General features: G+C 43.3%; 10 protein-coding genes and 3 tRNA genes. 12 read left to right on the top strand and 1 reads right to left on the bottom strand.

Going from position 1 to position 14,447, the window contains the following annotated elements; all coding sequences use genetic code 11:
* The first annotated feature begins 169 nt into the window (after positions 1-169).
* The 11 genes from H8S65_RS03755 (at position 170) to H8S65_RS03705 (ending at position 11,298) form a co-directional block, all read left to right on the top strand.
* Complete coding sequence (locus H8S65_RS03755) at positions 170-1,246, top strand: DUF4934 domain-containing protein (RefSeq protein ID WP_186928610.1); 1,077 nt, start codon at positions 170-172, stop codon at positions 1,244-1,246.
* Positions 1,212-1,613, top strand: a complete 402-nt coding sequence (locus tag H8S65_RS03750; protein ID WP_186928609.1) for an energy transducer TonB — start codon at positions 1,212-1,214, stop codon at positions 1,611-1,613. Before H8S65_RS03755 ends, H8S65_RS03750 begins: the two co-directional genes overlap by 35 nt.
* 946 nt (positions 1,614-2,559) lie before the next feature.
* On the top strand, positions 2,560-3,861 hold the full coding sequence (locus H8S65_RS03745) for a phenylacetate--CoA ligase family protein (protein WP_186928660.1): 1,302 nt from the start codon (positions 2,560-2,562) through the stop codon (positions 3,859-3,861).
* 26 nt (positions 3,862-3,887) lie between these two features.
* Entirely contained in the window at positions 3,888-4,313 is a 426-nt protein-coding gene (locus H8S65_RS03740) for an ACT domain-containing protein (protein ID WP_186928608.1), read from the top strand.
* A 13-nt stretch (positions 4,314-4,326) separates the two neighbouring features.
* Positions 4,327-4,467 (top strand): symporter small accessory protein, encoded by a 141-nt coding sequence (locus H8S65_RS03735; RefSeq protein WP_186928607.1) that lies wholly within the window; start codon positions 4,327-4,329, stop codon positions 4,465-4,467.
* Positions 4,464-6,020, top strand: a complete 1,557-nt coding sequence (locus H8S65_RS03730; RefSeq protein WP_186928606.1) for a sodium:solute symporter family protein — start codon at positions 4,464-4,466, stop codon at positions 6,018-6,020. Before H8S65_RS03735 ends, H8S65_RS03730 begins: the two co-directional genes overlap by 4 nt.
* Positions 6,021-6,333: 313 nt before the next feature.
* Positions 6,334-8,385 (top strand): molecular chaperone HtpG, encoded by a 2,052-nt coding sequence (htpG, locus tag H8S65_RS03725; protein WP_186928605.1) that lies wholly within the window; start codon positions 6,334-6,336, stop codon positions 8,383-8,385.
* Positions 8,386-8,614: 229 nt separating this feature from the next.
* On the top strand, positions 8,615-10,930 hold the full coding sequence (locus H8S65_RS03720; RefSeq protein ID WP_186928604.1) for a patatin-like phospholipase family protein: 2,316 nt from the start codon (positions 8,615-8,617) through the stop codon (positions 10,928-10,930).
* 74 nt (positions 10,931-11,004) lie between these two features.
* A tRNA-Arg gene (locus H8S65_RS03715) sits at positions 11,005-11,081 on the top strand.
* Between the two features lie 33 nt (positions 11,082-11,114).
* Positions 11,115-11,191, top strand: a tRNA-Arg gene (locus H8S65_RS03710).
* A gap of 33 nt (positions 11,192-11,224) precedes the next feature.
* Positions 11,225-11,298 (top strand) — tRNA-Arg (locus tag H8S65_RS03705).
* 54 nt (positions 11,299-11,352) lie between these two features.
* Here H8S65_RS03705 and H8S65_RS03700 read toward each other — a convergent pair.
* Positions 11,353-11,517 carry a hypothetical protein gene (locus H8S65_RS03700; RefSeq protein ID WP_186928603.1) on the bottom strand — a complete coding sequence of 55 codons (165 nt, stop codon included), beginning with the start codon at positions 11,515-11,517 and terminating at the stop codon, positions 11,353-11,355.
* A gap of 974 nt (positions 11,518-12,491) precedes the next feature.
* Between H8S65_RS03700 and H8S65_RS03695 the strand changes: the two genes are divergently transcribed.
* Entirely contained in the window at positions 12,492-14,444 is a 1,953-nt protein-coding gene (locus H8S65_RS03695; protein WP_222616234.1) for a DUF8426 domain-containing protein, read from the top strand.
* Positions 14,445-14,447: the final 3 nt, after the last annotated feature.

The raw sequence follows: 14,447 nt of genomic DNA, 5'->3' as shown, positions 1-14,447 counted from the left end.
TGAGAACCCAATAGAGTTTGACGCATACATAAAAGGGGATCAAAGAAATCTCGAAATCTATTTATTAAGCGTCAAATGGTATAAATTCTTCATTTTATGATTATGTCAAAATGATATTTATGGGAAGTAATGAAAAAAACGTATATTTGAAAAATAATACATTTATGAGATGTGCGCGACTTTGATGAACTGTCTGTTATTAATTTGTTTGTGTCTGACTCTTTTTTCTTGTTCTGAAAAAACACAAAGAACGGATCGTCTGTTTACGGTCGATATAGAATCCGGCTTCAGCAAAGAGCAAGGAATGAATATATCCGAGGTTGCAGATACAGTGGAATACTTAGAATTGAAAACACCTGAAGATTTGATAATCAGTCGTATTTGGGATGTCGTTCAGGCAGAAGATTGCTGGCTTGTCCGCTCGATATCGGGAATCAGCAAATTTACTTTAGATGGGGAATGGATCATGCAGATCGGCAAAAAGGGACAAGGACCGGGAGAATATATATCACTTCACGGGTTCGACTATGACCCGATTCATAAAGAGGTCCTTATTGCCGATTGGCATCAGATTTTGTTTTATGACCTGTATGGCAATTATCTGCGCAACATTAAGATTGAGGATGAATTCTTTTACAACATCGCAGTTTCCGACACGGTGTTTTGGACAACAGCTTTGGGTATCCATCAAGAAAAGTATCTGGCACATGCTTTTAATCGCAACAATGACACCTTGTCGGTTTGCCTGAACCCCAATTATGGGATAAAAATAAAAAACACTGACGGTGTGTATTTCTCCCATTCCCGTTGGGAAAGAGAATTTTATCATTACAATGGCAATCTTTATCTGAAAAACAGAATATCGAACGATACCGTATTCCGTCTGGATGGAGTGAAAAAAACGCCTTATATCGCATTCGACATGGGAAAATACAAATTGCCTTTGGAATATGAGTATTGGTATTCCGCGGAAGACAACGATCGGTATGGGGGTAATTACTGGGGTATTGTATCAGTGGCGGAAGATGACCGTTATGTGTTTTTTCTGGCCAAACGAAGGGGGAAACATGATTTTGATGACGATGACAAGCGTTACCTTGTATATGACAAAACAACGAAAACCGAGTTCACCGTAAAAGGCAATCATGGAAAGATGCTGAAAGATGATCTCTTAGGCGGATCAGCGATCTGGCCCCGTTACCCTTCTGAATTTGTTTGCTCAAAAAGGCGATACGGAAGGAGATGACAAAGTGTATCTTCGCGTGGATCACATGCCTTATTATCTATACGGAGGATCGGAGGAAAATTACGCTAAAGATGTAGAAGCAATCATGAAATTCATATCCGACAACATCCGATACCCAAAAGATGCGTGGAAGATCGAGAAACAAGGAAAAGTGATTTGCCGGTTCGTGGTTGAAAAAGACGGCCGCTTATCCGATATCCATATTCTGGAAGGAGACAGCCTCTACCCTTCTTTGGACAAGGAAGCGATTCGTGTCATTAGTTCTTTCCCGAAATGGCATCCAGGAACTATGGGTAAAAAAGCAGTACGAACCGGTTTCTCCCTTCCCGTCATTTTCCGTATGCGGGGAGCGAAAGTACAGGAGTGATATCCTCTATCCGAGAACTGTCAAAGCGGCTATCTTCATGACTAACCCGAATGGGCTTATTGTATATTATCGTTTCTTTAACAACGAAACATATTATTTAGGAATAGTCGTCAGTTCCGGTTTTTCCTGCAACAGAAAGGGCTTTCTGCCATGAGTTGCGCAGTTTTTCACCTTGAAGACGGTCGTCGTTGCCGTGAGATGCCGAGACCATGTACCACGAAGACGGTCGTCACGGCGATAAGAACGGTCGTCATGGCCATGAAGACGGTCTTCGTGGCAAAAAAGCGGTACATCGCTTTTTGGATATTCAGGCTCATGTCCACCTTTTGTTTGCTACAGACGATTCTCCAGGAGTTTAGCTTTTTCACAATGTTAGCAGTCCTTGCTTTTCAGTAACAAATATTTTTTGTTTTTCAATTTCTTGCCGATCTCATTCTACTAATTGCCAACGAATTTCTATAAAAAAATAAATACGTCATACATAAATCATTCGAAATTTCATTCAAAATAGAAAAATGTCCCAATAGGGGATATTGTACTTTTTAACAATTTGGTTTTAAGATTCGGCAAAAGCCACAAAAGTAAAGAACAAGCCGAGTACGATTTGTGCATAGTACAGCCTCACCCCGATATCATTTTATTTGCTTTATCTGGATAACACGCTTCAAATAGAAACGTTAAAAAATATTACCCTTAAGTGTAATTCCAAATATATGGGTTACTAATCCGATTTTCATGGGGTGGAAGTGACATTTTGATAAAACAGAAATTTGACTTTCCCAGTCTGACGCTTCTGTGAGAAACAAGCGTTTTTAAATGGCTGCTTTCTTTAAAGATAAAAGCGTCATCACGTGTTTATTTTGTAAATATTATGCGATTTTACCAATATAAACAATATATTTGCACTCTAATTTCATGAATCAAACACATTATAATGCAAAAAACGATGGAATATTGGCAGAAAGATATTGAAACAATGAATCGCGAAGACTTGGAGAAACTGCAGTTGGAGCGATTGAAAAAGACAATTGAAGCAGCCGGAAATTCTCCTTTCTACAACAAAGTATTCAAAGAAAACGGCATAACAGCCGACAGTATCCAATCATTGGACGATTTGCAAAAGATCCCTTTCACGACGAAAGACGACCTTCGCAACAATTATCCGTACGGCATGGCGGCTATTCCTATCAAAGACTGCGTCCGCATCCACTCGTCGAGCGGCACGACAGGAAACCCGACGGTCGTGTTGCACTCGGCCAAAGACCTGGACCAATGGGCCAATCAGGTGGCACGCTGTATGTATATGGTAGGCATTCGCGACACGGACGTATTCCAGAACACTTCCGGCTACGGAATGTTCACCGGCGGATTAGGGTTTCAATACGGAGCCGAAAAATTAGGTTGCCTGACCGTACCGGCAGCAGCAGGAAATACCAAACGGCAGATCAAGTTCATCACGGATTTCGGGACGACCTGCCTCCACATCATTCCCAGCTATGCCACCCGTCTGGCGGAAGTGATGTATGAAATAGGTATAGATCCCCGCCGCGACACCAAACTGCACACCGTTTGTATCGGTGCTGAACCCCATTCGGAAGAACAACGCCGCCGGATCGAGCAGTTGTTAGGCGTAAAAGCATACAACTGTTTCGGAATGTCGGAGATGAACGGTCCCGGCGTCGCATTCGAATGCACGGAACAGAACGGACTCCATATCTGGGAAGATAATGTAATCGTAGAAATTATCGATCCGGTCACATTACAGCCGGTCAAAGAAGGTGAAGTCGGCGAAATGGTCCTGACGACCATCAACCGCGAGGCTATGCCTTTGTTCCGCTACCGTACCCGCGACCTGACCTGTGTCCTTCCGGGCGAATGCCCCTGCGGACGGACGCATAAACGCCTGGCACGTTTCAAAGGCCGTAGCGACGATATGATCATCTTGAAAGGGGTCAACCTCTTCCCCATCCAGATCGAAAAGATACTGATGCAGTTTAAAGAACTGGGCAGCAATTACCTGATTACAATCGAAACGGTAGGAAACAATGACGAGATGCTGATCGAAGTGGAATTGAGCGACCTGTTTACCGACGATTACAGCGTTTTGCAACGTCTGACAAAGGAAATCACCCGCCAGTTGAAAGACGAGCTGCTCCTGACTCCCCACCTGAAACTGGTAGCCAAAGGCTCCCTGCCGGTGCAGGATGGAAAAGCCGTCCGGGTGAAAGACTTGCGTAAACTTTGCTAAATACAAACCATAAATTTTAAATTAAAATGACAGTCAATCAGATTTCTATTTTTCTGGAAAACAAATACGGTAAGTTAAGCGAGATCCTCGCTTTGCTGGCCGAAGAGAAGATACGAATTATTGCCGCAACGGTTGCTGACACGTCCGAATACGGTATTCTGCGCATCATAGTCAGCGATCCGCAAAAGGCTTATAAAATCCTGAAGGGCAACAATGTCAGCGCGAACCTGACAGATGTGCTGGCAATCGTCACGGACTCCTGTGCAGGCAGCTTTGCCCAAACATTGTCCTGTTTCACAAAGGCCGGCCTTAGTATAGAATATATGTATTGTTTCTCTGTCAAAGAGAAATCGATCCTGATCTTGCGCACGAACAACCGGGAAGCAGCCCGCGAAGTAATACGCCGTCAGAATCTGGAATATATTTGTGAAAGTGATTTGATCAAATTATAAAAAGCGACAATACATGTTCGGAATAAGCGACCCTGGCATCTGGCTGGCCTACCTGTTAGCCCTCGTCTGCCTGTTTTATTCCATTTGGTTCGGAGTAACCCATTGGAATAAAGACGACGAGGATAGTACTAACCCACAACAGCCGGAAAAATGAACACACTGACTTTAGGTATCGTAGTAATCATCTATATGTTCATCCTGGCCTGGCTGGGATACATCGGATACAAACAGACGAAAAATGCCAGCGATTATTTGCTGGGGGGACGGAAAGTGAATCCCATCATCATGGCCCTTTCATACGGGGCGACCTTTATCTCCGCATCGGCCATTGTCGGCTTCGGAGGGGTTGCGGCCACCTTCGGTATGGGAATCCAATGGCTTTGCTTGTTGAATATGTTTATGGGCGTTGTCATCGCTTTTATCATATTCGGGCGGAACACCCGTAAGTTAGGCGAAAAGTACAATGCCCGCACATTCCCGCAATTATTGGGATTGCACTATAATTCGCGTGCCATACAGATATTCATTGCCGCCATCATCTTTATCGGCATGCCGCTGTATGCAGCAGTCGTAATGAAAGGAGGTGCAGTGTTCATCGAACAAATGTTCCACATAGACCTGCATCTGGCGCTGCTTATTTTCACGCTTATAGTGGCAGCCTATGTAATCACGGGAGGTATTAAAGGCGTGTTATATACAGATGCTTTGCAGGCCGTCATCATGTTCGCCTGCATGCTGTTCCTGCTGTTCTGGTTCTATCGGGTGATGGATATGGGCTTTATCGAAGCCAACCGGAAGCTGACGGAAATCGCCCCGCTTGTCCCTGAACGGTTCAAGGAGGTAGGACACCAGGGATGGACAGCCATGCCGGTGACCGGGTCTCCGCAATGGTACACTCTCGTAACCTCGCTTATCTTAGGAGTCGGCATCGGCTGCCTCGCCCAACCGCAGTTGGTCGTACGTTTCATGATGGTGGAAAGCACCAAGCAATTGAACCGGGGCGTACTGATCGGTTGTGTTTTCCTGATCGTGACCGTCGGAGCCATTTATCATGTCGGAGCGTTATCGAACCTCTTTTTCCTGAAAACGGAAGGCGTGGTTGCATCGGAAGCCATCAAGGACATGGACAAGATTATACCGCTGTTCATCGACCGGGCAATGCCGGAATGGTTCAGTGCCGTTTTCATGCTCTGCATCCTGTCGGCAAGTATGTCTACGCTTAGTGCCCAGTTCCACACGATGGGGGCCTCTTTCGGGGCAGACATGTTCCCCAAGCTGGGACATAGGAAAAATGCCAACTCGACGATAGGCGTACGTATCGGAGTGCTTTGCTCCATCCTGGTCAGCTACATAATCTGTTATACGCTGAGCGCAGGAGTCATAGCACGCGGAACAGCCCTGTTCATGGGGATTTGTGCAGCCACTTTCCTCCCGGCCTACTTCTGTTCCCTCTTCTGGAAGAAAGCGACCAAGGAAGGAGCGCTGGCAAGTTTATGGACGGGAGCGCTGGCAAGTTTGTTCGCCATGCTGTTCCTTCACAAGGCGGAAGCCGGAGCGGTCGGTTTATGCAATCTGTTGTTTGGGCGCGATGTCCTGATCGACGTTTATCCCTGGTTCGCCATCGATCCGATCCTGTTCGCATTGCCTTTATCCACCCTTGCGATGGTTCTCGTAAGCCTGATAACATATAAAAAGCAAGACATTTGAAGATATTAGATTTTATTACAATCAAATGAACAAAATTTAATACTTTATCTATTGACAATTACAGAAATATCCGTACATTTGCAATGTGGTTTTTTCATAATAGTATTAGATTTAAGGTTAACAAAGTTGGTTAGGGGTTGTCGTGAGACAGCCTTTAATTTTTTATATACATTCCTTCCCTCTCCACCCTGATAACTTGTCAGTCAAAATGTCATTTTGTTCGTTTGGCATTGTTTTTGTAATTAAACATTGCGTGAATAATTATAGTTATAGGAAACAATAAGTATAACATCAAAATATTTTATATCGGATTATGGCAAAACAAGGAAACATCGGTGTTACGAGTGAGAACATCTTCCCTATCATCAAAAAGTTTTTGTATAGTGATCACGAAATTTTTCTTCGTGAATTAGTATCTAACGCAGTTGATGCAACGCAGAAATTGAAAACACTGGCTTCTGTCGGCGAGTTCAAAGGAGAACTGGGAGACCTGACTGTACATGTCAGTTTCGATAGCGATACGATCAAAATCTCCGACCGCGGTATCGGTATGACAGCCGAAGAGATCGACAAATATATCAACCAGATCGCCTTCTCCGGTGCTGAAGAGTTCGTTGAAAAATACAAGAACGACGCAGCCGCTATCATCGGTCACTTCGGACTTGGTTTCTATTCTTCTTTCATGGTTTCCAAGAAAGTGGAAATTGTCACCAAATCGTATAAAGAAGGAGCCGTTCCTATGAAATGGAGCTGCGACGGTACACCCGAATATACATTGGAAGAGACGGAAAAAGAAGATCGCGGAACAGATATCATCCTGTATATCGACGACGAGAACAAAGATTTCCTGAACAAAGACAAGATCAACAGCCTGTTGACCAAATACTGCCGTTACCTGCCGGTTCCCATCGCATTCGGAAAGAAGCAGGAATGGAAAGACGGAAAATATGTCGATACCGACGAAGACAATATCATCAACGATATCCAGCCGGCATGGGTTCGCAAGCCGACGGATATGACGGATGAAGACTATAAGAAATTCTATCAGGACCTGTATCCGATGTCCGACGAACCATTGTTCTGGATTCACCTGAATGTGGATTATCCGTTCCATCTGACCGGTATCCTGTATTTCCCGCGTATCAAGAGCAACATCGACCTGCATCGCAACAAAATCCAGTTATATAGCAACCAGGTGTTTGTGACCGATTCGGTTGAAGGCATCGTTCCTGAATTCCTGACACTGCTGCACGGTGTGCTCGATTCCCCGGATATCCCGCTGAACGTGTCCCGTTCTTACCTGCAGAGCGACCAGAATGTGAAAAAAATCTCCAACCACATTATGAAAAAGGTGGCAGATCGCTTGGAAGAAATGTTCAAGAACGACCGTCCGCAATTCGAAGAAAAATGGGACAGCCTGAAACTCTTCATCCAGTACGGAATGTTGAGCGAAGAAAAATTCTACGATCGCGCAGCCAAATTCGCCCTATTGAAGGATGTAGACGGCAAATATTATACATTCGAAGAATACAAAGCGCTGACGGAAGCCAACCAGACAGACAAGGAAGGCAACCTGATCTACCTGTACACAACGAATGCCAATGACCAGTACAGCTATATCCAGGCTGCAAAAGACAAAGCCTACAGCGTGCTGATCATGGACGGCCAGCTGGATGTCCATGCCATTAGCCAGATGGAACAGAAGTTCGAAAAGACACGTTTTGTCCGTGTGGACAGTGACACGATCGACAATCTGATCCGTAAGGACGATGTCAGCAAGGTGACGCTGAATGAGGACGAAAAGAACGCCCTGCAGGAAATGTTCAAAAGCCAGCTGCCGAAGATCGAGAAGACGGACTTTATTGTCACATTCGAAGCGTTGGGCGAAAGCTCCAACCCGGTCATGCTGACACAGAGCGAGTATATGCGCCGTATGCGTGAAATGTCTGCCATGCAGCCCGGTATGTCGTTCTACGGAGAATTGCCGGACAGCTACAACCTGGTACTGAACACAGACCACGAACTGGTTAAGAAAATCCTGACTGAAGAAGAAGCGGCTTGTGCCGAGAAACTGAACCCGATCCTTGCCGACCTGAAAGGCTGGAAAGCACGTCAGTCCGACCTGCGCGAAGCCCAGAGTAAGAAGAAAGAAGAAGAAATCACTTCTGAAGAAAAGGAAGACATGACGAATACAAACAAAAAGATCGACGAACTGGCAGAACAACGCAACAACATCCTGTCCGAATATGCCGGTGAAAACAAACTGGTCAGCCAATTGATCGACCTTGCCCTGTTGGCAAACGGCATGTTGAAAGGTGAAGCATTGAGCCGGTTCATCAAACGTAGCGTTCAGATGATCGGTTAAACCGGAGCCGGAAGAGAATAGCAAAAGGGTGTCAAACTTCCCATTCCCGCACTTGACATGGGAATGGGATGTTTGACACCCTTTTTATTTCGGCCAGCAGCCGGAACCAAGTTTCTTCGCAGGATTAACAAAACGGACCAATTTTATGTTGTATTTTATATATCTCAAACTCTTGTAGTCTGGGAAATAACGACTACATTTGAATTCATTAAGCAGAGAAGATACAAGTATGAAAAGAATAGCTGTACTGACAGCCCTGTTGTTTGCGGCTTTACAAATAGGATATGCCCAGAAAGTGGGATTGGTTCTGAGTGGCGGCGGCGCGAAAGGAGCTGCCCATATCGGAGTAATCAAAGCACTGGAAGAAAACGGAATACCAATTGATTACATAACAGGAACATCTGCCGGCGCGATTGTCGGCAGCCTCTATGCAATGGGATATACGCCTGAAGAAATGGTTGAACTGATGCTCTCCGAAGAGTTCAGCTACTGGCAAACCGGAACGGTGGAAAACGAATACAAATATTATTTCAAACGCCCCGACCCGACACCGGAATTTGGCCATTTCTCCATCGACATGACCGACTCGTTGCAGGTGAAAGCCAGTTTCTTCCCACAAAGCCTGATCAATCCGATCCAGATGAACCAGGCGTTTATGGCCCTGTTTTCGCAGGCTACGGCAAAAGCCGGCTGGAATTTCGACAACCTCTTCGTCCCGTTCCGCTGCGTGGCCTCGGACATCTACAGCAAGAAAGCCATTATCTTCAAAAACGGAGACCTCGGAGACGCCGTCCGTGCATCGATGACATTCCCCTTCTTTTTCCAGCCGATCTGGAAAGACAGTGTCCCCATTTTCGACGGCGGCATCTACGACAACTTCCCGGTCGGCCCGATGAAAGAGGCTTTCCACCCGGACTTCATCTTCGGTTCGACAGTGGCAGGCGGCAACAACAAACCTTCGTCCAATCCTTATAACCAGCTTGAAACGATGATCATGCAGAAGACGGAATATGACGTTCCGGAAGACGAAGGCATGATGATCAAATTCAGCTTCCCCACCGTCTCCCTGCTCGATTTTCAAAAAGCACGGGATTTGATGGATATCGGCTACAAGCGGACGATGGCAATGATCGACTCCATCAAAGCACGCGTCCCCCGGCGTGTGGAACTAAGCGAAGTCAACAAACGCCGCGAGGCTTATAAGCAAGGCCTCCCTCCGCTGATTTTCCAAAATATATATGTGACAGGCGTGAATGAATCGCAGAAGAAATACATTGAATCCCAGCTACATCGCGACATCAACCATGAGTTCTCGATGGAAGAGTTCAAGCGTGCCTATTTCAAGATGCTGACCTATTCCAAAATCAAAGAGATATTGCCCCACGCCGTTTATAACCGGAAGGAAAAGAAGTTCGACCTGTATCTCGATGTCAAGATGAAGGAAGAGATCACAGTCGGATTCGGAGGCAACATTTCTTCCTATCAGGCCAACCAGCTGTTCCTGGGACTGGGATACCAGTATTTGAGACGGTATGCTGCCGATGTGAACGCCAATTTCCAGGTTGGCAACTCTTTCAGCGGCGTGATGCTGAACGGCCGTATCTATTTGAAGACGAGAATACCGACCTATCTGAATTGGCAAGGCGTATTCTCGGACAAGAAATACTCCGAAAGCCAGTCTTTGTTCTACGAAGACGTGCTGCCGGCTTTCATCCACCAGAAAGAATTGTACACGAAGGTCAAGTTAGGATTTCCGTTCCTGAACCGTGCCAAAGCCGAGATCGGTTTTGCTTACGGTCGGCTGAATGATTACTATTTCCAGACCTCCAACATGACCTTCCCGAACGCGACCACCGATCACAGCTGGTATGATCTGTTTGCCGGCTCTCTCAGTATCGAACGTAACTCGTTGGACTATAAACAATATCCGATCTCCGGGCGAAAACAATTCTTAGTGGCGCAATATGTAACCGGCACTGAAAAGTATATACCGTCCCCCATTACGGATATGGGTTCATTCGACCGGAAAGTCCATAGCTGGCTGCAAATGAAAGGCGAATGGGAACAGTACAAGACGATCAGTTCGCATTTCAATCTCGGCTTTATGAGTGAACTCGTGCTCTCCAGCAAGAACCTGATGAACAACTACACGGCTTCCGTTTTGCAAGCGCCCGCCTTCACGCCGACGCCGCATAGCCAGATTGTCTTCAACGAAGCGTTCCGTGCCAACCAGTATGTGGCATTCGGATTGTCGCCGATCTGGAAATTCAGCAAACTGCTGCACTTCCGCCTCGACATGTACGGCTTCGCGCCGTTATACGAGATAAAGAAAGAAGAAATATGGAATAACGACACATACACGGCAATCCCCTATTACGGGAAATTCCTTCATTCTTTTAAGTATATGGGAGAAGCAGCCATTGTTTTGCAACTACCCTTCGCCAGTATCAGCCTGTATGCAAACGGATACAGCTATCCGGCAAAAAATTTTAACTTCGGCTTGAATATTGGTTATCTGATATTTAACCCGAAGATGCTCGATTAGTAAAAAAAAGATATAGAAAAGACTTGCAGATATTAAAGAAAGTGCTACCTTTGCACTCGCAATCACGAAATAATGGCCGCGTAGCTCAACTGAATAGAGTAGCTGACTACGGATCAGCCGGTTACAGGTTTGAATCCTGTCGCGGTCACCATTTCAAGATGAAGTTTAAACAAAAATGAAGATTGGCCGCGTAGCTCAACTGAATAGAGTAGCTGACTACGGATCAGCCGGTTACAGGTTTGAATCCTGTCGCGGTCACCACTCAGATAAAGTTTAAACGAAAATATAAAGATTGGCCGCGTAGCTCAACTGAATAGAGTAGCTGACTACGGATCAGCCGGTTACAGGTTTGAATCCTGTCGCGGTCACAAAAAAAAGAGAATGCTATCAAGTTAGCATTCTCTTTTTTTGTTTTTGAAGAATCATGAAAGTTCATTCTGCTCTTCACTATTTCCTGCATTCTTTTGTGCATCCATAAACTCCTGGTGCAATTCGTAGAGCAAGTCAATATCTTGTATGTCTTTAACACCCAATATCTCCTGCATCAAAGCAACTTTCCCGTTTTCAGCGTCTGTGTACGATATCATACTTTTCATGTTTTTTAGATTATTTGAATTTACATTCTTTATGTACCTCAAATAAACATTCTTGTTTTTCATATTGTTCACAAACCTCTGATATTTTTTCATTTCAATTTATCTCTTTATTTAAACGTCTACCATTTCAACTCTCCTATTTTTTTGTTGCATTTACTGGTGGAGTTCCTAATATATAGAGCAGTTCGTGGATAGAGGGTGACCGACATGGAAAGTATGTCTGTTTTCGATGGACGATATGCAATCAAGTCACTATGTTTGCATTGCTCATTTCCACCGACCCGTCGGTATGGCTGATTACTGTAGGGCGTTTCCCGCCCGATGAGATTTGATAAAAAAATAGGTGCAATAACTAAATTACTTACATTTGTAACTACGAAAACAAAATTCAGTAATAAAAGCTATCACACCTATGACACAAAGTAACGAAATAAATTTCGAAGATCAAAATATCTATATAGGTTTTGAAATTAAATTTTCTTCAGCTTTCATTTGTGATATATTATTATCACTATATTCACACATTATCAAACAATAATAATAACGAGCAAATATAACGATAACATATTACATATGAATAAATTATAAACACAGAAGGCAGTCATTAGGCTTAGAGGCCGTTATTACCTCGTAAAACCTTGACGGACGAATCGGCTAAATGCTCTTCACCGGAACACAAACAACACTTTGAGGCGAAAGATACTCGACTGGTTTAGGCACAAGATGAGGAAGTGAGCAGGCGACCAACTACCATAAAAGACCCAGTATCAAACAGGAAGAGGGCAAAAGCAAAGGTTTTAAGATATAATTGAAGGCTGTCTGCTATATATTCCTTATCTTTGATGTTCAAATATAATAACGCAAATAAATATGACATTTGATCCCAAAGGTATTACGAAAGAGCACATACTTCAGGCTATTTCACGAATTAATCGAGATGGCATAGAACTTAGACCTTCAACACGATGGACAAACAAATAGGACAATCTCGAAATTATTGGCGTATTGGCACCAGTGATGGTTATAATAATTACTGGGAAATAATGAAGAATAATCAGTATGTATCGATTGGATGGCCGGAGATAGGAGATTTATTAGAAAGCGGCATTCAAAGTAAAAAAGATATAATCCGATTGTTTCATGATGAGGGCTATTATCCCGATAAGAAAAATGTAGCAAGCCGAAAAGCAGGAGAAATATTCAGTTTTTTGAAGGATATTAAAGATGGCGATATTGTTTTAGCCCAAAACGGAGCAAAAATCTTAGGCATAGGAGAAATTGTGGGTGATTATGGATATAATAGTTCCGAGAACTTTCCTCATTTTAGACGAGTAGTTTGGAAAATTATAGAACCTGAATTGAGAAATGATGAAGGTTTACAAACTACCGTGTATAAAATTCAACATTTAGACACCATTCAAAAAATCGATAGTCTTATCAGAACATATAAAAAGGAATCAAAAATGGCTAATGAGTTAAATCAAATACTTTTCGGTCCTCCGGGTACAGGAAAAACATATAATACTATAAATAAAGCATTAGAACTTTGTGGAGAAGATTTAACAGGTTTAAGTCGACAAGATGTAAAAGAACGCTTTGAGCAAAAAGTCAAAGAAGGGAGGATTGTTTTTACAACATTCCATCAAAGCATGACATACGAGGATTTTGTCGAAGGAATTAAGCCTGTTGAACCGGAAAAAGAGGGAGACCCTATCATTTATCGAATAGAAGAGGGTATTTTCAGGAAATTGTGCATTGAAGCGGCTTTTGCATTGGCGAAAGAAAAGGAGTCCGAAATCACTGAGAATGTGCTTGATTTCTCACTTGCTTTTGATGATTTTGTTCAAAGAATAGAAGAGAAACTTACATCAGAACAACAAGTAGAATTAGCTACTAAAAATGGAGGGAGGGTTATTGTTGATGGAATTTCCCAACAAGGGAGTATTCTGATTAAACATCCGGGCAAAGACAATATTTATCCGGTTACAAAACAAAGACTTTCAAAACTTCATGCCGCTTTTAGCGATTTATCGGAAGTTCATAATATAGATCAACAGTTCAGATCAATTATTGGAGGCAGTAACTCTACGGCTAACTGGGCCGTACTGAATGCCATAAGAAATAACATCTCTGATTCTGTAGAGCCGAATAAGAGTATAAGAAAATATACTTGGGAGGAAAAAAAAGAAGTCGTTCAAGCCCTTTCGAGAGAAGATTATAAAGATAAAGATGGAGAGTCATTTGTGCTGATTATTGACGAAATTAACCGCGGTAATGTTTCTCAAATTTTTGGAGAGTTGATTACTTTAATAGAGGAAGATAAGCGTTTGGGAAATGCAGAGGCGATTCAAGTACGATTACCATATAGTAAGGATTCTTTTGGCGTTCCCCCTAATGTGTATATTTTGGGGACTATGAATACTGCCGACAGAAGTGTAGAGGCTTTGGATACTGCTCTCAGACGAAGATTCAGTTTTATTGAAATGCCTCCCTGCTATAGTTTAATAAGAACTGATGGTAAGGCCAAAGATGGAATAATAAATGGAATAGACTTATCCCTCCTTCTTGAAATTATTAACAAGCGAATCGAAAAGTTGTTGGACAAAGACCATATGATAGGGCATAGCTATTTTTTAAATATTAGTACCCTAAATGATCTAAAAAGTACATTTCAAAATAAAATCATTCCACTGCTACAAGAATATTTTTATGGAGATTATGGCAAAATAGGATTGGTTATTGGTGCCGGATTCTTTGAAATTAATGAAAATCAGATTGAAGAAGACTTCTTCGCACCATTTGATGATTATGAGAGTAGCGTTCTTTTGGAGAAGATAGTCTATCGTATCCGAAATGCCCAAGACATGACAGATGAAAGTTTCACGGCAGCAGTATATTCATTAATGAGAAAAGTGTAAAAG

This window comes from Parabacteroides hominis (genome assembly GCF_014287585.1).
Lineage (GTDB): Bacteria > Bacteroidota > Bacteroidia > Bacteroidales > Tannerellaceae > Parabacteroides > Parabacteroides hominis.
The sequence above is the reverse complement of the archived record's forward strand: the minus strand, read 5'-3'. Positions and strand labels throughout refer to the sequence as shown.